We start from the raw sequence: 22,449 nt of genomic DNA on the forward strand, positions 1-22,449 counted from the left end.
GAGCGGATGGTCCGGCCACAACGGGAGTGGCGGCCAGTGCCAAGAACCCCAGCGTTTTCAGCAATGCGTTCAATTTCATAGTCTGATTAGTTTGGTAGTAGGTTGGTTGGGTTGAGGTCGGACACTCGCATGGGACGAATTAAAACCGGGGTTTTAATCCATAGTACGTGAGCCGTTCAGTCCAGAATCTAGCAGGGGCCGCCACACGTGAAAAGCAATTTTTGCAATTATGGAACATTTTTTTGCGTCCCTAATTGCTGCCTTGTTTATAGCTGTTGTCCTCATTCACGCAGCCTTCATGCCAATATCTTTGAAATCTTGAGATTGAATGGATTGCGGAAGATGATTACCCCTCCGCTATGTCTCGTCTGCTGATTTTTACTTTGCTCATGGCATGGTCGCTGCCACTGCATTCCCATGAGCCTTTTCCTCTCATTCATTTGAGGGTTCGAGTGCACCTTATGCAGTCCAATATGAATCAAAGGTTGCAAACAACGCTTACGGAAATGGAAGCGCGCGCCATTTTTGAGGAAGTGAATGACATTTGGTCCCAGGCGGGTATTCGATTCGAACTGGAGGCGGTGGATAGCCTCCAAGCACTCGATCTCGCTCCCAAAAAATGGTTCATCAAGGATCGAAACTGGGTCAAATCGGCGATTCCAACGAATCAATTCAGCCCTACAGCAATTGACGTTTGTTTTGTGAAGGACATGGGCCCCAATGGCTTTTTTTATGGCGAGCCGGTGGTGGTTTGTGAAACCCCCGAATTTCACAAGGTTTCAGGCGGCGCAGACAATCCCGTGGCCCGCGTGACGGCCCATGAACTGGGTCACGTTTTGTTCCTGCAGCATCGCCAGGAACGCACCAACCTGATGGCCTCGGGGAAGAATGGCGTTTCTTTGAACCCCCAGGAGATCAAGGACGCGAGAAAACGGGCGCTGGAGATTTTGGGGCAGACGCCTCAGCCATGAGGCTCAAGCCTTTCCCTGAGAGCGATGCCCAGCGAATCGATCTGCGCCGCTGAGTGCAATGCGCTGACCGTGATGCGCAGTCTGGCGCTGCCGCGGGCGACGGTAGGGTAGCGGATGCAGGGAATGAGGAAGCCGGCTTCACGCAGGCGAGCGCTGACTTCCAACGCGCGCGGCGCTTCACCCAGAATGACCGGCAGGATGGCTGCCGGGCCGGGCGGTGAAGTGACACCGATTTCAGACAGCAGGGCTTGTGTTTGTGCTGCATGGCTGAGGACATGTGCCCGCAAGGCATCGCCTTTCTCACCGCGAATCAAATTCAAAATGGAGCCCAGCGCATGGGCCAGATGAACGGGCGGAGCGGTGGAGTAGATGAAGCTGCGTGCGCGGTTGATCAACAGGTCAATGACCTGACGTGAGGCAGCCAGATAGCCACCACTGAGGCCGAAGGCCTTGCTCAGCGTGCCCAGATGCAGATCCACCTGCTGATCCACGCCGAGTGCAGCGGCCAGCCCACGTCCCTGAGGGCCAAGAACACCCACGGCGTGCGCTTCGTCCACCAGCAGCCAGGCTCCGTACCGGGCCTTGAGCTCTACGATTTCCCGAAGCGGGGCGGCATCACCGTCCATGCTGAAAATCGACTCCGTCACCACCAGCACTCGCCCTTGGGCCGTTTGCAGCAGGCGTTCGAGCTTTTCGAGGTGGTTGTGGGGAAAAACACGGATCGTTGCCCCGCTCAAACGTGCGGCATCGACGAGGCTGGCATGGCAGAGCTTGTCGAGGATGATCGTGTCGCCTGCACCCATCAGCGCCGGGATCGTCCCCAGTGCCACGGCAAATCCGCTGCTGAAGGTCAGCGCGGCCTCCGTTCCCTTGAAATCCGCCAGGGCTTCCTCCAAGTCGGCATGCACACGATGCGTGCCGCACACCAGACGTGAGGCGCTGGAGGAAAAATTGAGCCACTCGCGGCCTTCGGCGCGCACGGTGACTCCGTTCAGTTCATTCAGCGGTCGCAGCTCGCGCCAGAGTCCCTGCGTGCGCAGTTCATCCAGCTGAGCGGTGATGTCCCATGGGTCTGTGTGTTCCTGCATGTGTTACTCCTTCAGGCGGCGTTCCACCACATCATCCTTCGCCACCCCGAGAGTGAGCGCCTTCTCGTAGTGCCGGCGTGCCAGCTCAATGGCTGGCGGGCGGCGCTCCAGAAGCATCAGGGCCATGTTGAAGTGTGCGATGCCGTAATCCGGCTTCAGTTCGATCGCGCGCTGCAGTTCTGCTTCGGCTGCATCCGCCCAGCCCAGGCCTTTGGCGGCAATGGCCAGGTAATTATGAGCGCGTGCATCCTCTGGCTCTTCGTGAATGGCGCGTGAGAAACAGGAAATGGCCCGGTAGGTGTCTCCTTGTTTCTGCAGCAGCAGCCCCAGCGCCGTCCACGTTTGCGCAAGCTGCGGATTGATCTGCACGGATTTCTCAAAGCATTCGATGGCTTGCTTCGCGTTTCCTGCCTGCTGCTCCACTGCCCCCAGATTGGCCCAGATGAGGGCGTTGCCATCATCGAGCTCCAGCATTTCCTGGTAGGCCTTGCGGGCTGCGGGCCAGTCCTGCTTGCCGAAGGCTGCCGCCGCACGTTCTCCCAGCACTTTGGTGAAAGGCGGCAGCATGCCGGTTTTATCCATCTTGGCCGGGTTGATCGGCGCGGCCTCCTGCGCACGGCTGACCGTGGCCAGCAGCAGCAGTGCGGAGATTTTCAGGTGATTCGAACACAACATGACTGTGACTATGCGCTGAAATTGACGCAGGAAAACATCTTGCGTACGGAGCATCAGCGGGAATGTTCGCCCGAACAGCCTTTATTCATCATGTTCACAGACACTGACTCCCGCCTCACGGCCCGCCAGCAGGAACTCCTCGAGTACCTGCGCAGCTACCAGCGTACGAACGGTGTCATGCCTTCCACGCGTGACATCCAGCGCCACTTCGGCTTCTCCAGCCAGACGGCCGCCATGAGTCATCTGCGTGCGCTGGAAAAAAAGGGCGTCATCCAGCGCCATGCGCACAAGGCCCGTGCGGTGGTGTTTCCGGAAGACCTCGACCGTGCGGAAATCGTCGACATTCCTGTCTTTGGCCAGATCCCCGCCGGCATGGCCGCTGCGGACATGGTGCAGCATGCCGACCGCTGCATCTCCGTGGATGTGAACACCCTCGGCATTCCACGCTCCGCGAAAAGTTTCGCCCTCAAAGTGCGTGGCGAATCCATGATCGGTGCCCTCATCGGTGATGGCGACCTCGTCATTCTCGAAATCCGTGAACCGCGCCCAAAAGACATTGTCGCGGCGCTCATCGACGGGGAGAGCACTTTGAAACGCTATGTCATCAAAGATTCCCAGCCCTACCTTCAGGCTGAGAACCCCGAGTTTCCTGATCTCATTCCGGCACGTGAACTTCTCATCCAGGGAGTGATGATCGGGCTCATACGGCATGTGCGCTAAGGCAGGCCGGTTCAGCCAACGTAGCGCTCGCGCAGGTGCTTGATGTGCCACTTGGCATCCGTCGGTTTGCCCGTTGCCTGCGTGATGATCTCCTGCGGCAGCAGGGCGGCGCCCTTGCTGTGCACGTTTTCACGCAGCCATTGCAGCAGCGGCGCGTAGTCGCACTTTTCCAGGGCGGCTGCGATCTTCCTGTTCTTTTTCGCAGAGGCGAAAAGCTGCGCTGCATTGAGGTTCCCCAGCGTGTAAGTGGCGAAATAGCCGAGCCCGCCCATGCTCCAGTGAATGTCCTGCAGGCAGCCATGGCGGTCGTCCGGAGGTGTCATGCCAAAGAGTTCGCGATACTCCTCATTCCACACTCTCGGCACGTCCTGCACTGCGAGCTCACCTTTGACGAGGCGGCGCTCGATGCCGAAGCGCAGGAGGATGTGGAGATCATAGGTGGCCTCGTCTGCCTCCACGCGGATGAAGCTGAATTCGCTGCGCAGCATCTCTTGCATGAACGCATCCAGCTTCACTTTGCGCAGGTGCGGGAAGAGCTCCTGGGCGCGGGGCAGCCACTTGGCCCAGAAGGTGCGGCTGCGGCCCACATGATTTTCCCACAGGCGGCTCTGAGATTCGTGGATGCCCAGTGAGGCCGCACTGCCGCTGGGCAGGCCGTAATCCAGTCCGGGAAGCCCTTGCTCATACAGGCCATGCCCTGCTTCGTGCATCACTCCAAAGAGCGAGGACAGGAAATCTTTCTCATCATAGCGCGTTGTCAGCCGCACATCGCCGGGGCCGAGTGTGGTGCAGAACGGATGCGCTGTCGTGTCGATGCGTCCCGCCTCGAAATCAAACCCCAGGCTCTGCGCGATTTCACGGTTCAAAATCTGCTGCTTCTCGATAGGGTAGCGGCCTTTCAGCGTGCCCGGCTTCACCTTCGTGGATTTGGCCACCGCCTCGCGGGCGATTTCCGCCAGCTGCGGGCGCAGCTTGGCAAACAGCGCCGCTACTTCGCGTGTTTTCGCGCCGCGCTCGTAGAGATCCAGCAGCGCATCATAGGGCTCGTCCTCGTAGCCAAACAGATCGGCCTTTTTGCGTGCAATGCCCAGCACCTTCTCCAGATGCGGTGCAAACATCGAGAAATTGGATTTCCCCCGCGCCTCCACCCAGGCCGCCTTGGCATGCGCACAGACCTCGCTCTCTTCTTCCACGAGCTTTTGCGGCAGCTTCGTTGCACGGTCGATGTCGCGACGCAGCCCGCGCACGTTGGCTGCGTGAGTCGGATTTTCCGGCATTTCCTTCTCGGCACGTTCCAGCAGCTTCAGCGTTTTCTTGGAAGTCAGTAGTCCATGCGCTTTTCCCGTCAGGTAAGACAACTGGCGCGCCCGGTGCTCCAGCGCATGCGCTGGCATGTAGGTCTCCTGGTCCCAGCCCAGCACCGCTTCGGTGGAAGTCAGGAGGGCGATTTCAGAAACAACTTCGCGGAGGGATTGGTAGGCGGTCATGCAGCCTCTAATCTGACGCACAAGCACGGGAGAGCAACTTCAAGCAGCCACCGGATGCCAGGTGGTCTTGAATTCGATCAGCGAGCGGATTTCTTCCGCGCCCTGCATCGTGTCAGCGAACCAGTCGATGGGTTCTTCGGCCTTCAGCAGGCGCACGCGTTTCACACTCTCTGCGGCGCCGAGCTTCAGCGTCTTGCGTTCGGTGGCATTCACAGCACCGCTCAACGCGCGGAGGTGTTCATGGGTGGCAAAGGTGGACAGCATCTCGCTCCGCTGGCCGGTGAGCAGGTTGACCACGCCGCCGGGAAGATCGCTGGTGGCCAGCATTTCACCGAGCAGGATGCTGGGATAGGGCTGGGTGCTGCTGGCAAGCGCCACGACACAGTTGCCGCTGGTGATCGCAGGCAGGATGAGTGACACCAGGGCCAGCAGAGGTGAGTCATCGGGGGCAATGACGCCGATGATGCCCATCGGCTCTGTCACGGTGAAGTTGAAATGAGCGGAGGCCACCGGGTTCACGCTGCCGAGGATCTGCTCATACTTGTCTGTCCATCCAGCGTAATGCACCACGCGCTCAATACTGGCGGCGACTTCACGCGCAGCTCCCGCTTTGGATATGCCGCTCAATGCGATCGCTTCGGCCAGTTCCGCCGCACGCGCCTCCATCATCTCCGCGAGGCGATACAAGATTTGTCCACGGTTGAAGGCCGAGCGTTTTGCCCAGCCGGGTCCCGCTTTCGCTGCTGCTTCCACGGCATTGCGCAGATCCTTGCGGGTGCATTGCGGGATGTTCGCAACGAACGCGCCGGAGGCGTCATTCAGTGCCGTCACGCGGCCGCTCTCGCTGCGGATGAAAGCTCCGCCGACGTAGCATTTGGGGGTTTTGGTGATGAGGAGCCGATGAGACATAAAGAGCAAAATTGGGACAGGATTAACAGAATTTCAGGATCGCAGGATGGGGTGCTGATGACTTGGAAGGATTGAGGTGAAGAGGGTTGTCTGAAGAAATCCTGAAATTCAGTAATCTTGTGAATCCTGTCAAAAAAAGGCATCGCATCAGCCTACGCTTAGATAATCCAGCATTCCCTGCTTCCCGCCTTCACGACCAAAGCCACTCTCTTTGAATCCTCCAAATGGACTCGTCGGATCAAACTTGTTGTAGGTGTTGGCCCAGACGACACCAGCTTTGAGCTGAGTGCTGAGCTTGAGGATGCGGCTGCCCTTGTCGGTCCAGACGCCGGCGCTGAGGCCGTAGGGCGTGTTGTTGGCTTTCTCGACGGCTTCTTCGGGCGTGCGAAAGGTGAGGATGCTCAGCACGGGACCAAAAATTTCTTCTCGGGCAATGCGGTGGCTCATGCTCACGTTCGTGAAAATCGTCGGGCGAAAGAAGAAGCCTTTGGCGGGAAGCTTGCAGCCGTTGTCGCACTTCTCCGCGCCTTCTTCGACACCGCTTTTGACGAGGTCGGTGATCTTCGCGAGCTGTTCGCGGCTGTTGATCGCGCCGAGGTCGGTGTTCTTGTCCATCGGATCGCCCACGCGCAGCACAGCGATGCGGCGCTTCAGTTTGGCCAGCACCGCATCAGCGACGCTTTCCTGCACCAGCAGGCGGGAGCCCGCGCAGCATACGTGGCCCTGATTGAAAAAGATGCCGTTCACAATGCCCTCCACGGCCTGATCCAGCGGCGCATCATCAAAGACGATGTTGGCGGCCTTGCCCCCGAGCTCCAGGGTCATCTTCTTGTCCGTCCCAGCGAGGCTGCGCATGATGCTTTTCCCCACCTCCGTGCTGCCCGTGAAGGCCACCTTCGTGGTCAGTGGATGAATGATCACCGCCGCGCCGGTTTCTGCCGCACCGCTGACAATATTCACCACGCCATTTGGCAGGCCTGCTTCCTGGCAGATCTCACCAAACTTCAGCGCGGTGATGCTGGTGGTTTCCGCCGGTTTCAGCACCACGCAATTTCCTGCGGCGAGCGCCGGAGCGATTTTCCACGCCAGCATCAACAGCGGAAAATTCCACGGAATGACCTGCCCCACCACGCCATGCGGCGCGACCTTCCTGCCGGGCGCGAGATGCTCCAGCTTGTCCGCCCAGCCTGCATGATAAAAGAAATGCGCCGCCGCCATCGGGATGTCGAAATCGCGCGATTCCTTGATCGGCTTCCCACCATCCAATGTCTCGGCGATGGCAAATTCACGTGCATGATCCTGAAGAAGTCTTGCGATGCGGTAGAGATATTTTCCTCGTTCCTTCCCCGGCATCTTGCCCCAGACACCCACAAATGCCTTCTGTGCCGCGATGCACGCGGAGTTCACATCCGCAGCATCCGCGAGAGCGATGTCGGCAATCTTTGTTTCATTCGCCGGATTGATCGTGGGAAAATACTTCCCCGCCTGCGGCGCTACGAATGACCCATTGATGAACAAATCGTAGCGCTTCTTCAGCTTCGGGTCCGCCGTCTCCGGCGCCGGGTCGTATTCCCAAAGATCGCCGAACACGAGTTCGCGGGCAGGGTTGGTTTTGGAAGAGGTCTTGGGCATGCAAAAAGAGGTTAATAACCTTCAGTGGCTTCGCTGAAATTCCACGGGGTCTGATAAGCCCCCGTGCGTTCTTTTTCGAGCTGACGCACCAGGTCGTTCAGCAGCGCGGAGGCACCGAAGCGGTAGCGGCGGTTGTTGAGCCATTCATCACCGAGGGTTTCTTTGACGGCGATGAGGAAGTGCAGGGCTTGCTTGGCCGTGCGGATTCCGCCGGCAGGCTTCATGGCGATGGGGATACCGGTGGCGAGAAAGTGGTCGCGAATGGCCTCCAGCATCACTTGGTTGTTGCCGAGCGTGGCGTTGGAGGAAGTTTTGCCCGTGCTGGTCTTGATGAAGTCGCCTGGGCGGATCACACGCATGGCCAGGAAACTGGCGGCGCGGATGTTGTCGTAGGTTTCAAGTTCGCTGACTTCGAGAATGACCTTGAGCGTGGACTCGCCGCAGGCCTCGACCACGGCGGCGATCTCATCCTGCATGCGGCCGAATTCACCGCTGAGGAAGGCGCCACGATTGATCACCATGTCGATTTCATCGGCACCATCGTTCACGGCGGCGTGGACTTCGGCGAGGCGCGTTTTTAGCGGTGCCTGCCCGCTCGGGAAGGCGGTGGCAACGGAGGCAATTTTCACGGAGGTGCCGCCGACATGCTTCTTTGCGTGCTTCACCATGGAGGGATAGACGCAGACGGCGGCGGTGGGGGGGATGTCGCCTGTGTCATGCGGGCGCAGCGCCTTTTGGCACAGGGAGGCCACTTTGCCGGGCGTGTCCTTGCCTTCGAGCGTGGTCAGATCGACCATCGACACGGCCAGACGCAGGCCGAAGACCTTCGAATTCTTTTTGAGGCTGCGGGTGGCGAACTTGGCCACACGCTCCTCGATGCCGACTTGATCGACGGTGCCGATCTCATCAAAGAGGCGGCGGAGGCTGGTGGGCGCTTTGGCGGCTGGCATGGCAGTCATTTACATGTGAGACTACCTTGCTGACAATCACAGAATCTGTGCTCGCAGATTCTTCGGCACGCGTATGCTTCTTTACCATGAGCAACATGATCCCTCTAGTGTACGACTCGCCGATTTTCCGCATGGCCTGTCAGCAGTTTGATTTGGTGGCCGACTTTTTGGACATTCCTGAAAATGCCCGTGACCGCCTGAAAATGCCCAAGCGTGCCGTGAGCGTGGCCATGCCCGTGCGGCGGGATGATGGCAGCACCACGGTGTTCATGGGCTACCGCGTCCAGCATCATCTCACACTCGGGCCCACGAAGGGCGGCGTGCGCTTTCATCCGGATGTGACGCTCGGAGAAGTCGGGGCTCTCGCCATGTGGATGAGCTGGAAATGTGCGCTCACCGGTCTGCCTTATGGCGGCGCCAAGGGCGGTGTGACCTGCGATCCGCGCGCGCTTTCGCTCAATGAACTGGAGCGTGTGACGCGGCGCTACACGCAGGAGTTGATCCCGTTCATCGGCCCGCAGATTGATATTCCTGCGCCGGACATGGGCACCAATGAGCAGACCATGGCCTGGATGATGGACACGTATTCACTGCAAAGCGGTCACTGCGTGCCAGCCGTGGTCACAGGCAAGCCGGTGGCGCTGGGTGGTTCGCTTGGGCGGCGCGAATCGACCGGTCGCGGTGTGGCCTATCTGATTTCTCGTGCCATGGACACCGTGGGCATCCCGGCCCAGGGCGCGACGGCGGTGGTGCAAGGCTACGGCAACGTGGGGGGCGTGGCGGCAGCGTCCTTGAACCGCATGGGGCTGAAAGTGATCGCTGTGAGCGATGCGTTTGGCGGATTGTACAATGCGAATGGCATTGATCTCGCCAAGCTCGACGAACACGTGGCCAAAACTCGCAGCATCGTCGGCTTCGAAGGCGCGGACGCGATCACCAACGAGCAACTGCTAGTCACTCCCTGCGATGTGCTGGTGCCGGCTGCGATGGAGCGCCAGATCACCGGAGACAACGCCGCAAAAATCCAGTGCCGCATCCTCGCCGAAGGCGCCAATGGACCGACCACGCCGGAGGCTGACGCGATCATCGCCCAGCGTCCCGAAATCTTCGTGATCCCCGACATCCTGTGCAATGCCGGCGGCGTGATCGTCTCCTATTTCGAGTGGGTGCAGGATCTGCAAAGCTTCTTCTGGGACGAGGGCGAAGTGATGAGCAAACTCTACCGAATCCTCGAAACAGCCTTCGTACAGGCGTTGAACTTCAGCAAGAAACGCAACGTCAGCATGCGCTTCGCCGCCCTCAGCCTCGGCATCCAGCGCGTGCATGAGGCGAAGCAGATGCGCGGGTTGTTTCCGTGATGATTACACCGCTTTATCTTCCTCCTCCCCGGAATCCAAATTATCGGCAAGGGGAGGAATGTTAAGAGGAGGACGATTTTTCGGATTCCAACTGCAGACTTGGCGAATAGTCAGGTCCGGAGACGTGGGCGGAAGTGGATCTCGTCGGATAAACGAATGGCGGGTTCGGGCTCGGAACTGAAGAGGGGCCACTCTTCAATGGACATCACCTCCAGAAAAGCGGAAATGGTGTGGCTCTCCTGCGCGGGCATACAGAAATGATGCCCGTCAAATGCGGACGGCTCGGAAAACAGACGCTTCAAATGCACGAGGTCAGCCGCGGAGTCGTGCCCGCTGGTGCATAAAATCAGCTCCCAGCGTGCGAGAGAGGGCGAGAGGCTGTCGGGCAGGAACGCCCGCGGCGCTTGGAAGTGATAGAGACGCAGCAGTTCTGTGGTGGATGCGGGAGCAATGTCGTCCATAGAGGGCGCTCCGCCGCAGGCCGTGCGAAATATCTTCCAGTCCGCTTGAGAAAAGGAAAGCACGCCCTGACTGGCCATCCAGCGCGGGGGCGCATGCTCTAGGTGGGCCCAGTCACTTTGACTCATGGCAGCAAAGTCTGGCAGGATGAGGACATGGGAGTCAGTGCGCCGCAGCGCCACGCGTCCGCCTGGGACGCAGCCGGGGCAGAGGCAGGCTTCACACAGCTCCCATTGCACCGGCGGTTCCGCCCAGTCGATGGCATCCACGGCATTGCAGACCAGGACGTTGTCGCAGAGCACCTGCCGCACCTTGCGCAGTCCCTGGTCCGAGGCGCTCAGATCGAGCGTCGTGCTTCGTGATTCAATCCTGGCTGGGGTCCACATATGGCGGGCATTGTCCGTTGTGGAGTGACGCGATCAATGGCAAACACCCGTCCGGCTTGTGTTTGCTGTATCGAGAAAGAGCACGAAGAGGCGAATTCAAACTCACTGCATGATCTCCGTCGGGCATTCCGGCAGAGATGACAGAAACGCACGGCCATACGGCTTCGTCAGGATGCGGTTGTCCAGAATGGCGCAGATGCCTTTATCCGTGGCGGTACGGATGAGGCGGCCGACGCCCTGGCGGAGCTTGAGGATGGCCTCGGGCACGCTGTACTCGGTGAAGGGGTTGAGGCCCTGGGCTTCGAGGTGCTCGATGCGCGAGGCGGTGAGCGGGTGATCGGGCACCGCAAAGGGCAGACGTGTGATGATGACATTGCTCAGCGCTTCGCCGGGCACATCGACCCCTGTCCAGAAGCTGTCCGTGCCGCAGAGCACACTGTGGGTGTCGTTCTTGAATTCAGCGAGCATCTGATGCCGTGGCATGCCGCGTCCCTGCACGAGCAGCCGCCAGCCGCGCTTCTCGCAGTGGGCTTCGAGATTGTCGGCCAGCGAGGTCATCTGGCTGTAGCTGGTGAAGAGGATGAAGGCACGGCCGCTGCTGAGGTCGATGAAATGGGTGATCCAGTGCTCCAGTTTTTCGAGATAGCCGGGCTCGCTCGGTTGCGGCATTTTTTTGAGCAGATAGAGCTTCATCTGCTTCTTGAAATCGAAGGGGCTTTCGATGCATGCCGCACGCGCGTCTTCCGCACCGACGCGATTGCGGAAGTAGTTCAGCTCGGTGTCGTCGCCAATGCCAAGCGTGGCGCTGGTGAAGACACAGGCTTTGTGGCTGGCGAAAAAAATCTGCCTCAGGCGCGGCGCCACATCCACGGGCGCCGTGTGGAAGGAGACGATGCGGTTCTCATGGCTGGTGCGCTCCACCCAATGGACGTGGTCTTCGTTTTCCTGATCCAGGAAGGCCTTGATGCCTACACGAACGGCCGTGAGGCGTTTGGAGAGATCGAGGAGCTCCAGCTTGGTCCCTTCGCGATCCACGGCGTCGCCTGCTTTTTGCGCGCGCAGGGAGAGGCGTTGTAGCGGCAGGCTCAGTGTGTCCTCAATGAGCCCCGCTTCACGCACGCGGAATTCGCGGCCCATGGCGTTGAATTTGCAGGCGGCCTCGGCGTCGCGGAAAAAAGTGTCCACGTTGTCCAGCGTCTGCAAAACCTCTCGAATACCGTCCTTGTCGCCCACGAGCTGGAAGAATCCCTTGCGGCTCTTCGGATTGTGTAGGCGGCCGAGTTCGAATTTGATGTTCGATTCGCTGATGTGAAGGCCAAACGCCTTCGCGGCCACGTTTTCGATGGTGTGGGCCTCATCGAGGATGACGAAATCACGTGGGAAAAGGAAATTGCAGTCCTCGGTGCTGGTTTCATCGGCGGAGGCCAGCAGCGTGAAAAAGAGCGTGTGGTTCAGCACCACCACATCCGCCTGCTCCATGCGGCGGCGCACGTCCTGATACCAGCAGCGGCTGCCAGGCGGGCAGCGGCGCGGGGTGCAGGCATGCGGTTCGCTGCACACCAGCGACCACACGCGCGCGCTGGGCGTGAAGTCGAGATCGCTGAGCGTGCCGTCCTCGGTTGTAGCCACCCAGTCGAGCAGCAGCTTCAATTCGCTGGCTTCCGAGGAGGAAAAGAGATCGCCAGACTCATTGAGAGCGCGCTTGAGGCGCGTGGGGCAGATGTAGTTGCCACGGCCTTTGAGGATCTCGGCATGAAAGTCCCCCACGAGCTGTTTCACGATGGGGATGTCCTTCGTGATGAGCTGCTCCTGCAGATTGATCGTGTGGGTGCAGATGATGGCCTTGCGCTTCTGCTCCAGCGCAAACGTGACGGCAGGAACGAGGTAGGCGAGCGATTTGCCGACGCCCGTCGCCGCTTCGCACACAAAGGCGTGATTGCCATCCAGCGCCGCGCCCACCAGCTCCGCCATGCGCTGCTGCTGCGGCCGGTATTCGAACTGCGGCGACTCGGACATCTTGCCCTGGTTCGAGAAGGCATAGTGCATGCGCGGCGCCAGTGGCGGCCGCGAAATGCGGCCTGTCATTCCTTCTTCGTGATCTTCGGCGACGTGAAACATGCGGGAGTATTGATAACAGAGAGCGGAGCCGTCAGGACAACGTGGTTTTTGAGCAAGGTGTCATTTTTCGCGCTCGAACCACACCACCTGCAGCCCCTGCTTTTCCGCCAGCTGACGACCCACCTGCGGCCCCAGGACCAGCAATGCCGTGGCGAAGCCATCCGCCTGAGCTGCGCTGGGGTGAATGACACTGATAGAGGCGAGAGAGTGCTCAATCGGGCGCCCTGTGCGCGTATCGAGAATGTGTGCGTATTCCTTTCCTGCCGCAGAGAAACGCTGGCGATAGACACCGCTGGTGGCGATGGCCCGGTCTTTCAGCAGCAGAGTCTGCGCGGCTTCGCCGGGCGGTGCCGCAGGCGTTTGAATGCCCACGCGCCATTCCCCACGCGCGAGGACTTCACCGCCGATTTCCAGGAGAAAACGCGTGGCTCCGGTTGCTTCCAGATGCTGTGCGAGTCGATCCATGGCCCAGCCTTCCGCGACGGCACTGACGTTGATGCGCAGCCTGGGAATGTCTTTGCGCAGGGCAGGGGGCTCATGGCGCATGTGCAGGTGCTGCCAGCCGCATTGCGCCTTGGCTTGGGCGATCTCAACAGCAGTCGGCGGCTCGTCACGTCTGCCTTTGGAACCGAAGCCCCACAGGTCGATGAGCGGAGCAATGGTGATGTCGAGCACATGATCGCTCTCGCTGCCGATTTGCTGCGCGAGTTCAACGACCTCGACGAGTTCAGCCGGGACATCCGCCCACTCCGTACTGGCGGAGGCATTGAAGCGTGAAACGGCGGAGTCAGGCTGCCAGTGGCTGAGGATGGACTCCCAGGTATCGAGTTGCCGCTGAATCTCTTTTTGAGACATGGAGCCAGCCCCGCCATCCACGCGCAGGCTCCAGGTGGTGCCCATAGTTCGCCCCCCGAGAATGACGGGTTGGTCATCACGAGAGCAGCCGCTGAGAAGCAGGAGCAGCGCGCTCTTCAGACCCTGTTTTGCTCCTCCGCTGCGCTGGCGTTGAATGTGCGGCCTGACCGGGCGGCTGCGGAGATCGCCAAGGAAGCGCTTCATCTGCTCATGATCGGTGACTTTGGGACTGGCGGAGCGGATCAGCTCAAAGTGGCGGGAGCCATGCAGAAATTCGTGGGAGACAGTGGCGTGAAGCCGGAAGGCCTGCTGCTGCTGGGAGACAACTTTTACGGTCCCGTGAAGGGGGGCTTCAGCGTGGATTCTCCGCGCTGGCAAAAAGACATCGAGAAAATGTACCCGGCCAGCGTCTTTCCAGGCCCCATGTGGAGCGTGCTGGGAAACCACGACTACCATGACAACCCGGGCGGTGAAAAGGTGCAGCTGGCTTACGCGTCGCAGCCCGGAGTCCGCTGGAAGATGCCGGCGAAGTGGTATCGTTTTGACCTTGGACCCGCAGGCAAGCCCCTGGCGACGTTCATCTGCCTCGACACCAATTTCCCGACCATTGCAGGTGGCGTGGACAAGAAAACCAAAAAACCGAGAGGCTGCCTCACTGCTGCCGAGGAGAAAGAGCAGCTCGCCTGGCTCAAGGCGGAGCTGGAGAAGCCGCGTGCACCCTTCACCATCGTCATCGGCCACCACCCCCTTTACTCAAACGGCGATCATGGCGACACGAAGCAACTGATCGCGCAGTGGGAGCCGCTGTTTCAGAAGCACCAGGTTCACGCCTATCTGTGCGGTCATGATCATGACCTGCAGCATTTGGAGATGAAGGGCCTTTTCACCACGCATCTGCTCTCAGGCGGCGGGGGTGCGAGGACGCGCAAACTCGAAGGCAAGCATGAGGTGCCATTTGGCAAGGACGTGCATGGCTTCACCCATCTGCAGATCACCGCAGAGGCGCTGACCTTCACGCATCACTCGGCGGATGGCGGAGTCCTGCATTCCGTGACGAAGCTGCCGGATGGCAGCTTCAAAGTCGGCTGATCACTTGTAGCCGGTGACCATGGCGCAGGGCACCTCTTTGCGCTTGCCCTCCTCCGTCTGATGGATGGCCACCATGTACATGCCGGTTTTCTTCGGCTTGTAGAAAAGCACAAAGCCCCAGCCGTCGAGCACGGGCAGGATGTCACCGGACGGTTTGCCTTCGAGGTCGAGCACTGCGCCGGTCACGTGGACACCGGAGTGTTTCGGCACCGCGATGCAGAAGCAGTATTCATTGCCTTTGAAAAGCTGCATGCGGGTGGCCTTGCCGAGTTTCGGTTGGAGCACGTAGGTTCTGACCTCGGCGCGGATGTTGTAGCCTTCCGCCTCCTGATCATAGGCCAGGGCGCTGGCGGCTTTCTCGGCGTCTTCATTGTCACCCGCATGCAGCCAGACCGCAGGGGTAAGCAGCATCAAGAGGCAAAGTGCAACGGAAACGAAGGGGGTGGGGGCGGCTGGGGTGCGCATGACACGTAAGGCTGAGAAATTTCACTCTCACACGCGAACATAGCCGTTGCATCAGGAAAATCCCAAGTTTCTGTTCCGTCGTTCGTGCCTTTTCTGGTTTTACGAATATTTACCCCCCCCTTAATCCCCCTCATTCATGGCTTCTGTAGTCTTTTACATGGAGGACGGCACTACGCTCGTTCATAAGTTGGAAAGTGATGTCGCGACCATCGGCAGGCACCCTGATAACGACGTCGTGCTCACCTGCCCGTCCTCATCCGGGAGGCATGCCATCATCAAGGCGTCAGACAACGGTGTTTTCGTGCAGGATCTGGGCTCCAGCAATGGCACCCGCGTCAATGGCGCGGAGATCGAAGAGGCCCTCCTCAAGGATGGCGACCGCGTGGGCTTTGGGGACGTTCAGGCCGTGTTCTACGCTGGGGATCCGCCTGCGGTGCTGGAGGAAAAACCGCTCACCACGCCTCGTTTTTCAAACTCGCTGCCACCGCCGGCTCCCGTCCATGGTGATCCTTCGACCCCGGCGGCCAGGCCCGTGCCTGCCGGACGCCCCCTCAGTCCGGTGAGGCGTGCCTATGGCAAGCCTGCCGCAGGCAGTTATCCAGACACCACCGAAAGCGGCTGCATGACCGGGATCATTGTCACCGGCATGTTCGTCATCGCTTTTGTCGTGGGACTGGCCATGCGCCACTCGAAAGAAATGGATGGTAACCTGTTTGAAGATCTGAAGGACAAGGTTTTTGGCTCCATGCCCAAAATCAAAATCGAGCGCAAAGATGAATAGAGGTCTTCACAAAGACCGCCGGTAACTGTCACACCGGTTGTGCCAGCCGGAGAGCCAGCGTTGTTCTTTGCGCTCCGCCGGGGCATTTGCCACCCGGCGGCTAAGCACGCGCTTGGCTGCTTCGGCGAACTGCACATTCCAGGCAGTGTAACTGCTGGGAGATTCTCCCATGGCCTGCAAAACCTGAAGCAGTCCCCAGCCTTGTCCCCTGTAGCGTTCCGTTGGTTTGGTGCCCTCGCCTTTGAAATTCACGTAATCGATCAGGCAAAACGTGCCTTCCGGCGTTGCTTTCAGGGATTCAAAGGCCATTTTGACCCAGGCACGCTCTCTGGCCGGAGCTTCCGCCAGCATCTTGGGCAGCGCAGCCTCCATGCGGGCCATGATGAATTCCGTCTGCTGCCTCACCGTGCGGCTGAGCAGCGCCCGCAGTTCCTGCTGCCGCTCGCTGTTCCGATCTGCTTCGAAGGCAGCTTTGGTCGGCCATGGGCAGGCGCCTCGCGCCCAGGCAGGGGGCGCAATGCCGTGAGCCTCCAGAAAAGCCAGCAACGGCGGGAAACTTTCTGCAAAGGGACCGCTGCGCCCCTGCGGGTACCAGATGAAGTGTCCGATGCCTAGGGAGGCGAAATCCTCCCCCCCATTCCAGCTGGTCAGCCCCGCCACAGTGCCGCCGCATTCGTTTTGCCAGATCCTCCTGCCGACGCGGTCCATTTGAGCTGCCGATAGACGCGTTCCGGCACCGCCATGGGGCGCGGGAACCTCGGCACAACCTTCCAAACTGCTCAAAACCAAAGCCAGAAGGCCGAAATATTTGATGAATCGCATGCCTTTCATGTTTTAGAAATCTTAAATGATGCTGTGCAATCGGAGTGGTTTTTGTAACAATAGGTTCTTAACCCATCTTCCCCATCGACTGATTTCATTAAGTTTGATTAACTGATTTTCCACCCTTATTCTTTCGACCCTTTAGTTCTTTCTGCGCGTCCGGCATGCCATATCTGGCCTTCAATCTTAATGATGGAAATGAGTTCGTCTTCGACATCCTCGAGGAACGGTTGTCCATCGGACGTGAAGCCAGCAATGACATCGTCATCAACAACACCTTCATTTCCAGCTTTCACGCGGAGTTTATCCGCCAGCCGGATGGCAGCTACGAAATCGTCGATTTAAAGTCCTCCAACGGCACTTTCGTCAACGGCAGACGCGTCGAACGTTTTCGCGTCAAAGGGGGGGATCGCATCATGTTCGGCCAGTTGGAAAGCCGGTTTCGAGAGCGGGCCCCGAAGGGGCTGGCCCCGGATGGCGGTTCCAAATCCGTTTCCATCGCCAAGGTACAGCCAAGTCGGGAGGATGGTAAAAAAGGCGACACCGAAAGCATCCCGGCACGGCACAAGGATGATCTGCCAAAGTCCACCCCTGAAACGGGCAAGATTGAGGTTACCAAGCCGGTTGTTCAGCGGTCCCAGACCGATGCTCCTCGCCCGCCCGGCGGCAGCACACCGCCTGCTGCGCTGATTCCCAAGCCGTCCGCTTTCATTTCTCCTGCGCCTTCCAAGCAGGCGGTCGAAAAGGAAAAAATCCCCCAGCCGCCTGACTCCCTGCCTGCAGAAAGTAACGTGGAGCAGAAACGGCGTGACGAAATCCGTTCACTGGAGGCCACGCTTGAGGTTCGGCGCAAAGAACTCAGCCAGACGCAGGCCGAGATCACCGGCTTCAAAAGCGAACTCGAAAAACTACGCGGCCAGGTGCAGAGCGCGAAGACGGACGTCGGCAAGCTTGACGCCAAACGCCGCGATCTGAGCAACACCGAGAGCAAGCTTGAATCCACCCGCGCCCTCGTTGCCAAGGCCGAGGAGGACTTGGGCACCGCTCAGAAGAGTCTGCAGGCCCTGCACGCTGAGGCCGACAAGCAGCGCAAGGATCGTGAAGCTGCGATAACCAGGCTCGCGGCCGAGGAATCGGCTGCGAAGGAAAAGGTGGCCGCCATCAACCAGCTTCTTGCCACAGCACAAAAATCTGAGGCGGATCTGAAATCCCAGCGCAGCGGAGAACTCCTGGAGCTCGAAGCCCGGCTTGCGGCCAAAACGTCCGAGCTGGCAAAAACCCAGGCAGAGCTCACTGCACAGCAGGCGGCGCTGGAAAAAACCACGGGAGAAGCCCAGTCTCGGGAGAGCTCACTGGCCAAACTGGCAGCTGACGAAGCTGCGGCTGCGCAGAAGCTGGCTGGTTTGCAGCAGCAGGCGGCCGCTGCGGATGCGGAAGTGAAGCGTCTCACTGCCTTGCAGACGGATGCGCAGAAATCCGAGGCCGAGCAGCGCACGAAACGGGGTGCCGAACTTCAAGATCTCGAAAGCCAGCTGGCTGGCCGGCGTGCCGACCTGGAGAAGACCCAGGCTGAACTGGCAAAGGTTCAGGGGGATCTGGCAAGCCGGAGCGATGCGCTGCAAAAGACCGCCGTGGAGGCGTCTTCGCGTGAGGCTGCCGTTGCCAAGCTCATCGCCGATGAAGCTGCCAGAGCTAAAAAACTTGGCGAACTTCAGGATCAGGTCACCAGTGCCGAAGCGGTGGTGCAGCGCCTTGTCTCCTTGCAGGCGGATACACACAAGTCCGACGCGGAGCAGCAAATCAAACGCAGCGGAGAACTGCAGAGGCTCGATCAGCAATTCGAGACCAGCAGCGCTGAACTGAAGAAGACACAGGCCGATCTGGCGAAAACCCAAAGTGATCTTGCCGCGCAGCAGGACACTCTCCTCCAGACCACGGAAGATGCGAAAGCGCGTGAGGCCGCCGCCGCGCAGAAGCTTGTCAGGTTGCAAAAGCAGATCAGTGATGCCGATGCTGAGGTGAAACGACTCACCGCGTTGCAGGCCGATGCGCAGACATCCGAGACCGAACTGCGCACAAAACGCAGCGCTGATTTGCAGGACCTCGACAAGCAGCTCGACCTGCGCCGCGCTGATTTGGCAAAGCTCGAAGAAGAGCGGCAAACCAGGCAGAACGAAATCGAGGCCGTCAATGCTTCGCTGGCCAAGGCTCAGGAGCAGGTGCAGCATGCACAGAGCCAGATCGCGCAGCTGGGTGGCGAAGAAAAGGCCATCACCGCACGTGTTGGCGAATTGCGCGGCAATGAAGAACGCCTCAATGCCCTGACCCTGACCTTGGGGCAGATGGAAAATCAGCGTGGCATGCTTGATGCCGCCATTGCCGCCCTGCTTGGCAGGCAGCAGTCCCATGAGGCGGATGCGAGCACCGCCGAGCAGCGCATGAAGGCCCTTCGTGCCGAGCTGACCGAACTGGAGCAGCAGCATCTCGCCGCCGAGCAGCAGCTTGCGGCGCTGAACACGCAGAAGTCGGAGGCTGAAACCGCTTTCGCCACCCAGCAGAAGGAAGCATTGGCGAAACTCGCAGACATTGAACGGCAGGCCAGGGACACGCGCAAGCTGGACGAGACTGAGCGGCTGGAGGCGGAGAAGCGCCAGGCAGACCTCAACGCGCAGATCGCAGCGCGTGGGGCGCGTCTTGCCGAGGTGCAGGCCCGGGTGAAAGAACTTGAAGACAAGGCCGCAGATCTCACCAACAAGCTGGATGACCTTTCCTCCACCGATTCGAAACTCAAAGACGCAACCGATGCGCTGAAGGCCGTCGAATCGCACAAAGCCGAGGTCCTGGCTGCAGTGGCCGCCTTGGTGAAAGACCGTGATGAACGCACTCGCGAGCTTCTCTCCGCCACCGAGCACGGCCGTGCGCAAACGTTGCTGACACAAACACTCACCCAGCGCCGCGAGGCTCTGGAAAAAGAGGTGCATCACATCGAGGAGCAGCAGACCGAGCTTTCCCAGGCCATGGGCAGGCTGCGCGAGCAGGTGCGTGTGGCTGAAGCTGGGCTCAAGGAGCGCGAGTCCGCACTCGCCGCCGTCGAGCAGCGCACCAAAAACTCCGAAGAACTCGCCGCCACCGCTGATCAGCAGTTCAAAACCTTGCAGGCCGAGCACAAGAAGGTCACCGAGCAGCTCGCCCTGGCCAAAGCCGATCTTGAGCAGTCGGTGGCCGCGGCGATTGAAAAGAAAAAAGACGCTGCCACCGCCGCCGCCGCTGCGGAGAAAAGTTCTCAGCAACAGCTCATGCTGGTGGAAAAAATCAGCGGCTTGGAATCCGTCATCGCAACCCTCACGACGACTCACGCCAGCACCCAGCAGAAACTCTCCGCCGCCGAGTCTGACCACCAGAATCTGCAAGATCGCCTGACCGCACGGCAGAAGGAAATCGCCGGGGCGGAAGCTCGTGTGGCCGAACTCACGCAGCAGACCGCAGGCCTCGACGACCGTTTGAAGGAACTTGCCGCCGCGAACAAGCAGAACGCCGAACTCAACGGTGCTATCACCACTGCCACCCAGGAGCGTGACAAGTTGCAGGCCGAAACACAGCGTCTGGCCAAAGAGCGCGCCGAGCTTGAGTCGGTGCTGCCAGATCTGCGCGGCACTGTGACACAAACCCGCGCCGAGGCGGACAATCTGAAAGCCGAGCTCGCGGCCCTGATCAAGGATCGTGACGCCGCTGCGGCGACCCTGAAGGAATCGCTGGCTCAGCGCCAGGCTTCCGAGGCCGCCGTCGAAGCTCTGCGCATCGAGTCGGTCAATCTCGACAAAATTCTGAGCGACAAGCGCAGCAATCTCGAAGCCGAAATAAAAGCGAAGCTGGCGGAGACGAGCGCCGCCGAAACGCGCCTCAAGGGCGTGCAGGAGCGCATTGCCTCCGCTGAAAAGCGGCTGGCTGAACTGGCTGAGGTGGATGCGCGCATCGCCACCGCCACCAAGACTCTCAAAGAGACTGAAACGCTGCGGCAGACAGAGGAAAAGACGCTGGCGGAACTGACCCTCAATCAGGACAGGCTCACGAAGGCTTGCGCCACGCTCGATGCGTCCCTGAAGACCGAGAATGCGAAGCTTGTGGAGCTCACCAAGGTCGTCAAAACCAGTGAGGCCAAAGCATTGGAGGCTGAAAAACGCACGGATAAAGCCGTTGCCGCCCAGCAGGTGGCCGAACACAAGCGCATCGAAGCCGAAGCCGCTGCCGAGAAGGCGCGTGCGGAGGAAAAGAACCTGCGGAAACAGATCCCTGCGCTGACCACCGAGCTGGCAGGCATCCAGGCGCTGCTGGTCACTGTGACGAAAGAACGCGAGGAGGCTTCGCAGTTCGTCACACGCCTGAACGTGAGCACCGACGGCCAGAACAAGAAGCTCGCCGAACTGCAGCAGCAGGTCACCCAGTTGGAAGAGGCCCACAAAGTACGGGAGGAACGCGTGATGAAAGCACAGGCGGAAGTGGACAAGGAATCCGCGCGTCTTAAGACGGCGCAGGAGCATTCCCGTGCTGCCGAGTCGCAGCTTGCTGAACTGGAAAAAGAGGTCAAAGATGCCAAAATGAAGGCGGACGCAGCGAAGAAAGATGCCGCCGCGATCGAGGGCGAACTGCGGCAGCGGCTTGACCGCGTGCAGAACCTCAAAGCCGATGAGGAACGCCTGCTCAAAGTCATCGAGGCGCAGAAGTCAGAACTCGCAGGGGTGGAAATGACCCACAAGGAACTGCACACCAAGATCGAGGCGCGAAAGAACGAACTGGGCGAATTCATCAATGTCGGTGGCAAAATCCTCGGCCTTGGCCAGGCGCTGGCGGGGCTGGAATCACGTCAGACGGAAATCAACAAATCGCTGCGCAAGGCCTCCGAGGAGGATCTGGCGATCCAGATCAAACTGAACGCTGCGCAGGAGGCGCTGAATCGTGAAACCGCACGTGCCGAGCAGGCGCGCAAGGATCGTGAGGCCGCCGATGCCGAATTCAAAAAATTCAGCGCCGATATTCAGAAGCAGGCTGCAGCGTTGCAAAATTACGAGCTGGAGCAGAAGAAGCGCATTGCCGAGATGGAAAAACGCATCGCCGACCTGGGCAGCACGCAGCAGCGTGCCCTGGGCCAGATTGATGAAACCAAGGCCGAACTGGTCCGGCTCGAGGGCAAAAAGCGGGAGTTTTCCCAGGCTGAAGCCCAGCTCAAGCACTGGCAGGACATCGAAAAACGCCTGCGCGGCCAGCTCATGGAGCTCGAAGAAAAGCACGAGATCATGCGCCGCGGCCTGCCCACGGAGGAGAGCACTGTGGTCATGTTTGCCAACGACATCATCAAGCGCATCGACCTCATCGACGCCCTGGTGGCCCGCTACGCCGGGGCAAACGGCAGCGACGTCCCCCAGCAGCTCGTCACGCTGCGCGCCTCATTCGAGGATATTTTGCACCAGCACGGGGTGACCGAATTTGACGTGCCAAATGGCACCGAAGTCGATATTGAGCTGCGCAAACGCATTGCCGTCGTGGATTCACTGCCCGGCAAGTCAAAACCCCGCGTCACTGAAAGCTGCCGCTCCGGCTTTATCTTCTCGCGTGGCGAGGGACACGAGATTATCCTGCGCAAAGTGGAGGTCCGGACCTCCAGCCAATAGCCCCGCTTCCGGATAATT

17 protein-coding genes are annotated in these 22,449 nt (G+C 59.7%); 6 read left to right on the forward strand and 11 right to left on the reverse strand.

What is annotated here, in order from left to right; genetic code table 11:
* The first annotated feature begins 359 nt into the window (after positions 1-359).
* Complete coding sequence (locus tag ACILSL_RS06550) at positions 360-971, forward strand: hypothetical protein (protein WP_395731198.1); 612 nt, start codon at positions 360-362, stop codon at positions 969-971.
* On the opposite strand, the gene ACILSL_RS06555 is transcribed toward ACILSL_RS06550, so the two are convergent.
* Positions 962-2,059 (reverse strand): aminotransferase class I/II-fold pyridoxal phosphate-dependent enzyme, encoded by a 1,098-nt coding sequence (locus ACILSL_RS06555; protein WP_395731199.1) that lies wholly within the window; start codon positions 2,057-2,059, stop codon positions 962-964. The genes ACILSL_RS06550 and ACILSL_RS06555 overlap by 10 nt on opposite strands.
* A gap of 3 nt (positions 2,060-2,062) precedes the next feature.
* Positions 2,063-2,734: a tetratricopeptide repeat protein gene (locus ACILSL_RS06560; protein ID WP_395731200.1), complete on the reverse strand. Its 672-nt coding sequence runs from the start codon at positions 2,732-2,734 to the stop codon at positions 2,063-2,065.
* Between the two features lie 90 nt (positions 2,735-2,824).
* On the opposite strand from ACILSL_RS06560, the gene lexA reads away from it, so the two are divergent.
* Entirely contained in the window at positions 2,825-3,454 is a 630-nt protein-coding gene (gene lexA, locus ACILSL_RS06565) for a transcriptional repressor LexA (RefSeq protein WP_395731201.1), read from the forward strand.
* Between the two features lie 11 nt (positions 3,455-3,465).
* Here lexA and ACILSL_RS06570 read toward each other — a convergent pair whose 3' ends face one another.
* The 4 genes from ACILSL_RS06570 to deoC form a co-directional block, all read right to left on the reverse strand.
* Positions 3,466-4,941, reverse strand: coding sequence for a carboxypeptidase M32 (locus tag ACILSL_RS06570; RefSeq protein ID WP_395731202.1), 1,476 nt, complete (start codon positions 4,939-4,941; stop codon positions 3,466-3,468).
* A 39-nt stretch (positions 4,942-4,980) separates the two neighbouring features.
* The gene (locus ACILSL_RS06575) at positions 4,981-5,850 is read right to left on the reverse strand and encodes an aldehyde dehydrogenase family protein (protein WP_395731203.1); all 870 of its coding nucleotides are present in this window, start codon (positions 5,848-5,850) and stop codon (positions 4,981-4,983) included.
* 147 nt (positions 5,851-5,997) lie between these two features.
* The gene (locus ACILSL_RS06580; RefSeq protein ID WP_395731204.1) at positions 5,998-7,482 is read right to left on the reverse strand and encodes an aldehyde dehydrogenase family protein; all 1,485 of its coding nucleotides are present in this window, start codon (positions 7,480-7,482) and stop codon (positions 5,998-6,000) included.
* Between the two features lie 11 nt (positions 7,483-7,493).
* On the reverse strand, positions 7,494-8,432 hold the full coding sequence (gene deoC / locus ACILSL_RS06585) for a deoxyribose-phosphate aldolase (protein ID WP_395731205.1): 939 nt from the start codon (positions 8,430-8,432) through the stop codon (positions 7,494-7,496).
* A gap of 95 nt (positions 8,433-8,527) precedes the next feature.
* Here deoC and ACILSL_RS06590 point away from each other — a divergent pair, with 95 nt between their 5' ends.
* Positions 8,528-9,790, forward strand: coding sequence for a Glu/Leu/Phe/Val dehydrogenase (locus tag ACILSL_RS06590; RefSeq protein WP_395731206.1), 1,263 nt, complete (start codon positions 8,528-8,530; stop codon positions 9,788-9,790).
* A gap of 110 nt (positions 9,791-9,900) precedes the next feature.
* Here the strand turns inward: ACILSL_RS06590 and ACILSL_RS06595 are convergent, their stop codons facing one another.
* From ACILSL_RS06595 to ACILSL_RS06605, 3 genes are all read right to left on the reverse strand, one after another.
* Entirely contained in the window at positions 9,901-10,635 is a 735-nt protein-coding gene (locus ACILSL_RS06595) for a hypothetical protein (RefSeq protein WP_395731207.1), read from the reverse strand.
* A gap of 102 nt (positions 10,636-10,737) precedes the next feature.
* Positions 10,738-12,753 (reverse strand): ATP-dependent DNA helicase, encoded by a 2,016-nt coding sequence (locus ACILSL_RS06600; RefSeq protein ID WP_395731208.1) that lies wholly within the window; start codon positions 12,751-12,753, stop codon positions 10,738-10,740.
* Between the two features lie 60 nt (positions 12,754-12,813).
* Positions 12,814-13,653, reverse strand: coding sequence for an FAD:protein FMN transferase (locus ACILSL_RS06605; protein WP_395731209.1), 840 nt, complete (start codon positions 13,651-13,653; stop codon positions 12,814-12,816).
* A gap of 24 nt (positions 13,654-13,677) precedes the next feature.
* Here ACILSL_RS06605 and ACILSL_RS06610 point away from each other — a divergent pair, with 24 nt between their 5' ends.
* Positions 13,678-14,697: a metallophosphoesterase gene (locus ACILSL_RS06610; protein WP_395731210.1), complete on the forward strand. Its 1,020-nt coding sequence runs from the start codon at positions 13,678-13,680 to the stop codon at positions 14,695-14,697.
* Here the strand turns inward: ACILSL_RS06610 and ACILSL_RS06615 are convergent, their stop codons facing one another.
* Positions 14,698-15,162 (reverse strand): hypothetical protein, encoded by a 465-nt coding sequence (locus ACILSL_RS06615; protein WP_395731211.1) that lies wholly within the window; start codon positions 15,160-15,162, stop codon positions 14,698-14,700.
* 136 nt (positions 15,163-15,298) lie between these two features.
* Here ACILSL_RS06615 and ACILSL_RS06620 point away from each other — a divergent pair, with 136 nt between their 5' ends.
* Complete coding sequence (locus tag ACILSL_RS06620) at positions 15,299-15,943, forward strand: FHA domain-containing protein (RefSeq protein WP_395731212.1); 645 nt, start codon at positions 15,299-15,301, stop codon at positions 15,941-15,943.
* A 6-nt stretch (positions 15,944-15,949) separates the two neighbouring features.
* Here ACILSL_RS06620 and ACILSL_RS06625 read toward each other — a convergent pair whose 3' ends face one another.
* Positions 15,950-16,765 carry a hypothetical protein gene (locus tag ACILSL_RS06625; protein WP_395731213.1) on the reverse strand — a complete coding sequence of 272 codons (816 nt, stop codon included), beginning with the start codon at positions 16,763-16,765 and terminating at the stop codon, positions 15,950-15,952.
* Positions 16,766-16,929: 164 nt separating this feature from the next.
* On the opposite strand from ACILSL_RS06625, the gene ACILSL_RS06630 reads away from it, so the two are divergent.
* Positions 16,930-22,431, forward strand: coding sequence for an FHA domain-containing protein (locus ACILSL_RS06630; RefSeq protein WP_395731214.1), 5,502 nt, complete (start codon positions 16,930-16,932; stop codon positions 22,429-22,431).
* The last annotated feature ends 18 nt before the right edge of the window (positions 22,432-22,449 follow it).

The sequence above is a fragment of the Prosthecobacter sp. genome, from assembly GCF_044222345.1.
GTDB lineage: Bacteria > Verrucomicrobiota > Verrucomicrobiia > Verrucomicrobiales > Verrucomicrobiaceae > Prosthecobacter.

Bases quoted from the DNA above. Each gene is read 5' to 3' on its own strand.
- ACILSL_RS06590 (WP_395731206.1), top strand. From the start codon at position 8,528: ATGATCCCTCTAGTGTACGACTCGCCGATTTTCCGCATGGCCTGTCAG.
- ACILSL_RS06555 (WP_395731199.1), bottom strand. From the start codon at position 2,059: ATGCAGGAACACACAGACCCATGGGACATCACCGCTCAGCTGGATGAA.
- ACILSL_RS06560 (WP_395731200.1), bottom strand. From the start codon at position 2,734: ATGTTGTGTTCGAATCACCTGAAAATCTCCGCACTGCTGCTGCTGGCC.
- ACILSL_RS06580 (WP_395731204.1), bottom strand. From the start codon at position 7,482: ATGCCCAAGACCTCTTCCAAAACCAACCCTGCCCGCGAACTCGTGTTC.
- ACILSL_RS06620 (WP_395731212.1), top strand. From the start codon at position 15,299: ATGGCTTCTGTAGTCTTTTACATGGAGGACGGCACTACGCTCGTTCAT.
- lexA (WP_395731201.1), top strand. From the start codon at position 2,825: ATGTTCACAGACACTGACTCCCGCCTCACGGCCCGCCAGCAGGAACTC.
- ACILSL_RS06550 (WP_395731198.1), top strand. From the start codon at position 360: ATGTCTCGTCTGCTGATTTTTACTTTGCTCATGGCATGGTCGCTGCCA.
- ACILSL_RS06570 (WP_395731202.1), bottom strand. From the start codon at position 4,941: ATGACCGCCTACCAATCCCTCCGCGAAGTTGTTTCTGAAATCGCCCTC.
- ACILSL_RS06605 (WP_395731209.1), bottom strand. From the start codon at position 13,653: ATGGGCACCACCTGGAGCCTGCGCGTGGATGGCGGGGCTGGCTCCATG.
- ACILSL_RS06615 (WP_395731211.1), bottom strand. From the start codon at position 15,162: ATGCGCACCCCAGCCGCCCCCACCCCCTTCGTTTCCGTTGCACTTTGC.
- ACILSL_RS06600 (WP_395731208.1), bottom strand. From the start codon at position 12,753: ATGTTTCACGTCGCCGAAGATCACGAAGAAGGAATGACAGGCCGCATT.
- ACILSL_RS06625 (WP_395731213.1), bottom strand. From the start codon at position 16,765: ATGCGATTCATCAAATATTTCGGCCTTCTGGCTTTGGTTTTGAGCAGT.
- deoC (WP_395731205.1), bottom strand. From the start codon at position 8,432: ATGCCAGCCGCCAAAGCGCCCACCAGCCTCCGCCGCCTCTTTGATGAG.
- ACILSL_RS06595 (WP_395731207.1), bottom strand. From the start codon at position 10,635: ATGTGGACCCCAGCCAGGATTGAATCACGAAGCACGACGCTCGATCTG.
- ACILSL_RS06630 (WP_395731214.1), top strand. From the start codon at position 16,930: ATGCCATATCTGGCCTTCAATCTTAATGATGGAAATGAGTTCGTCTTC.
- ACILSL_RS06575 (WP_395731203.1), bottom strand. From the start codon at position 5,850: ATGTCTCATCGGCTCCTCATCACCAAAACCCCCAAATGCTACGTCGGC.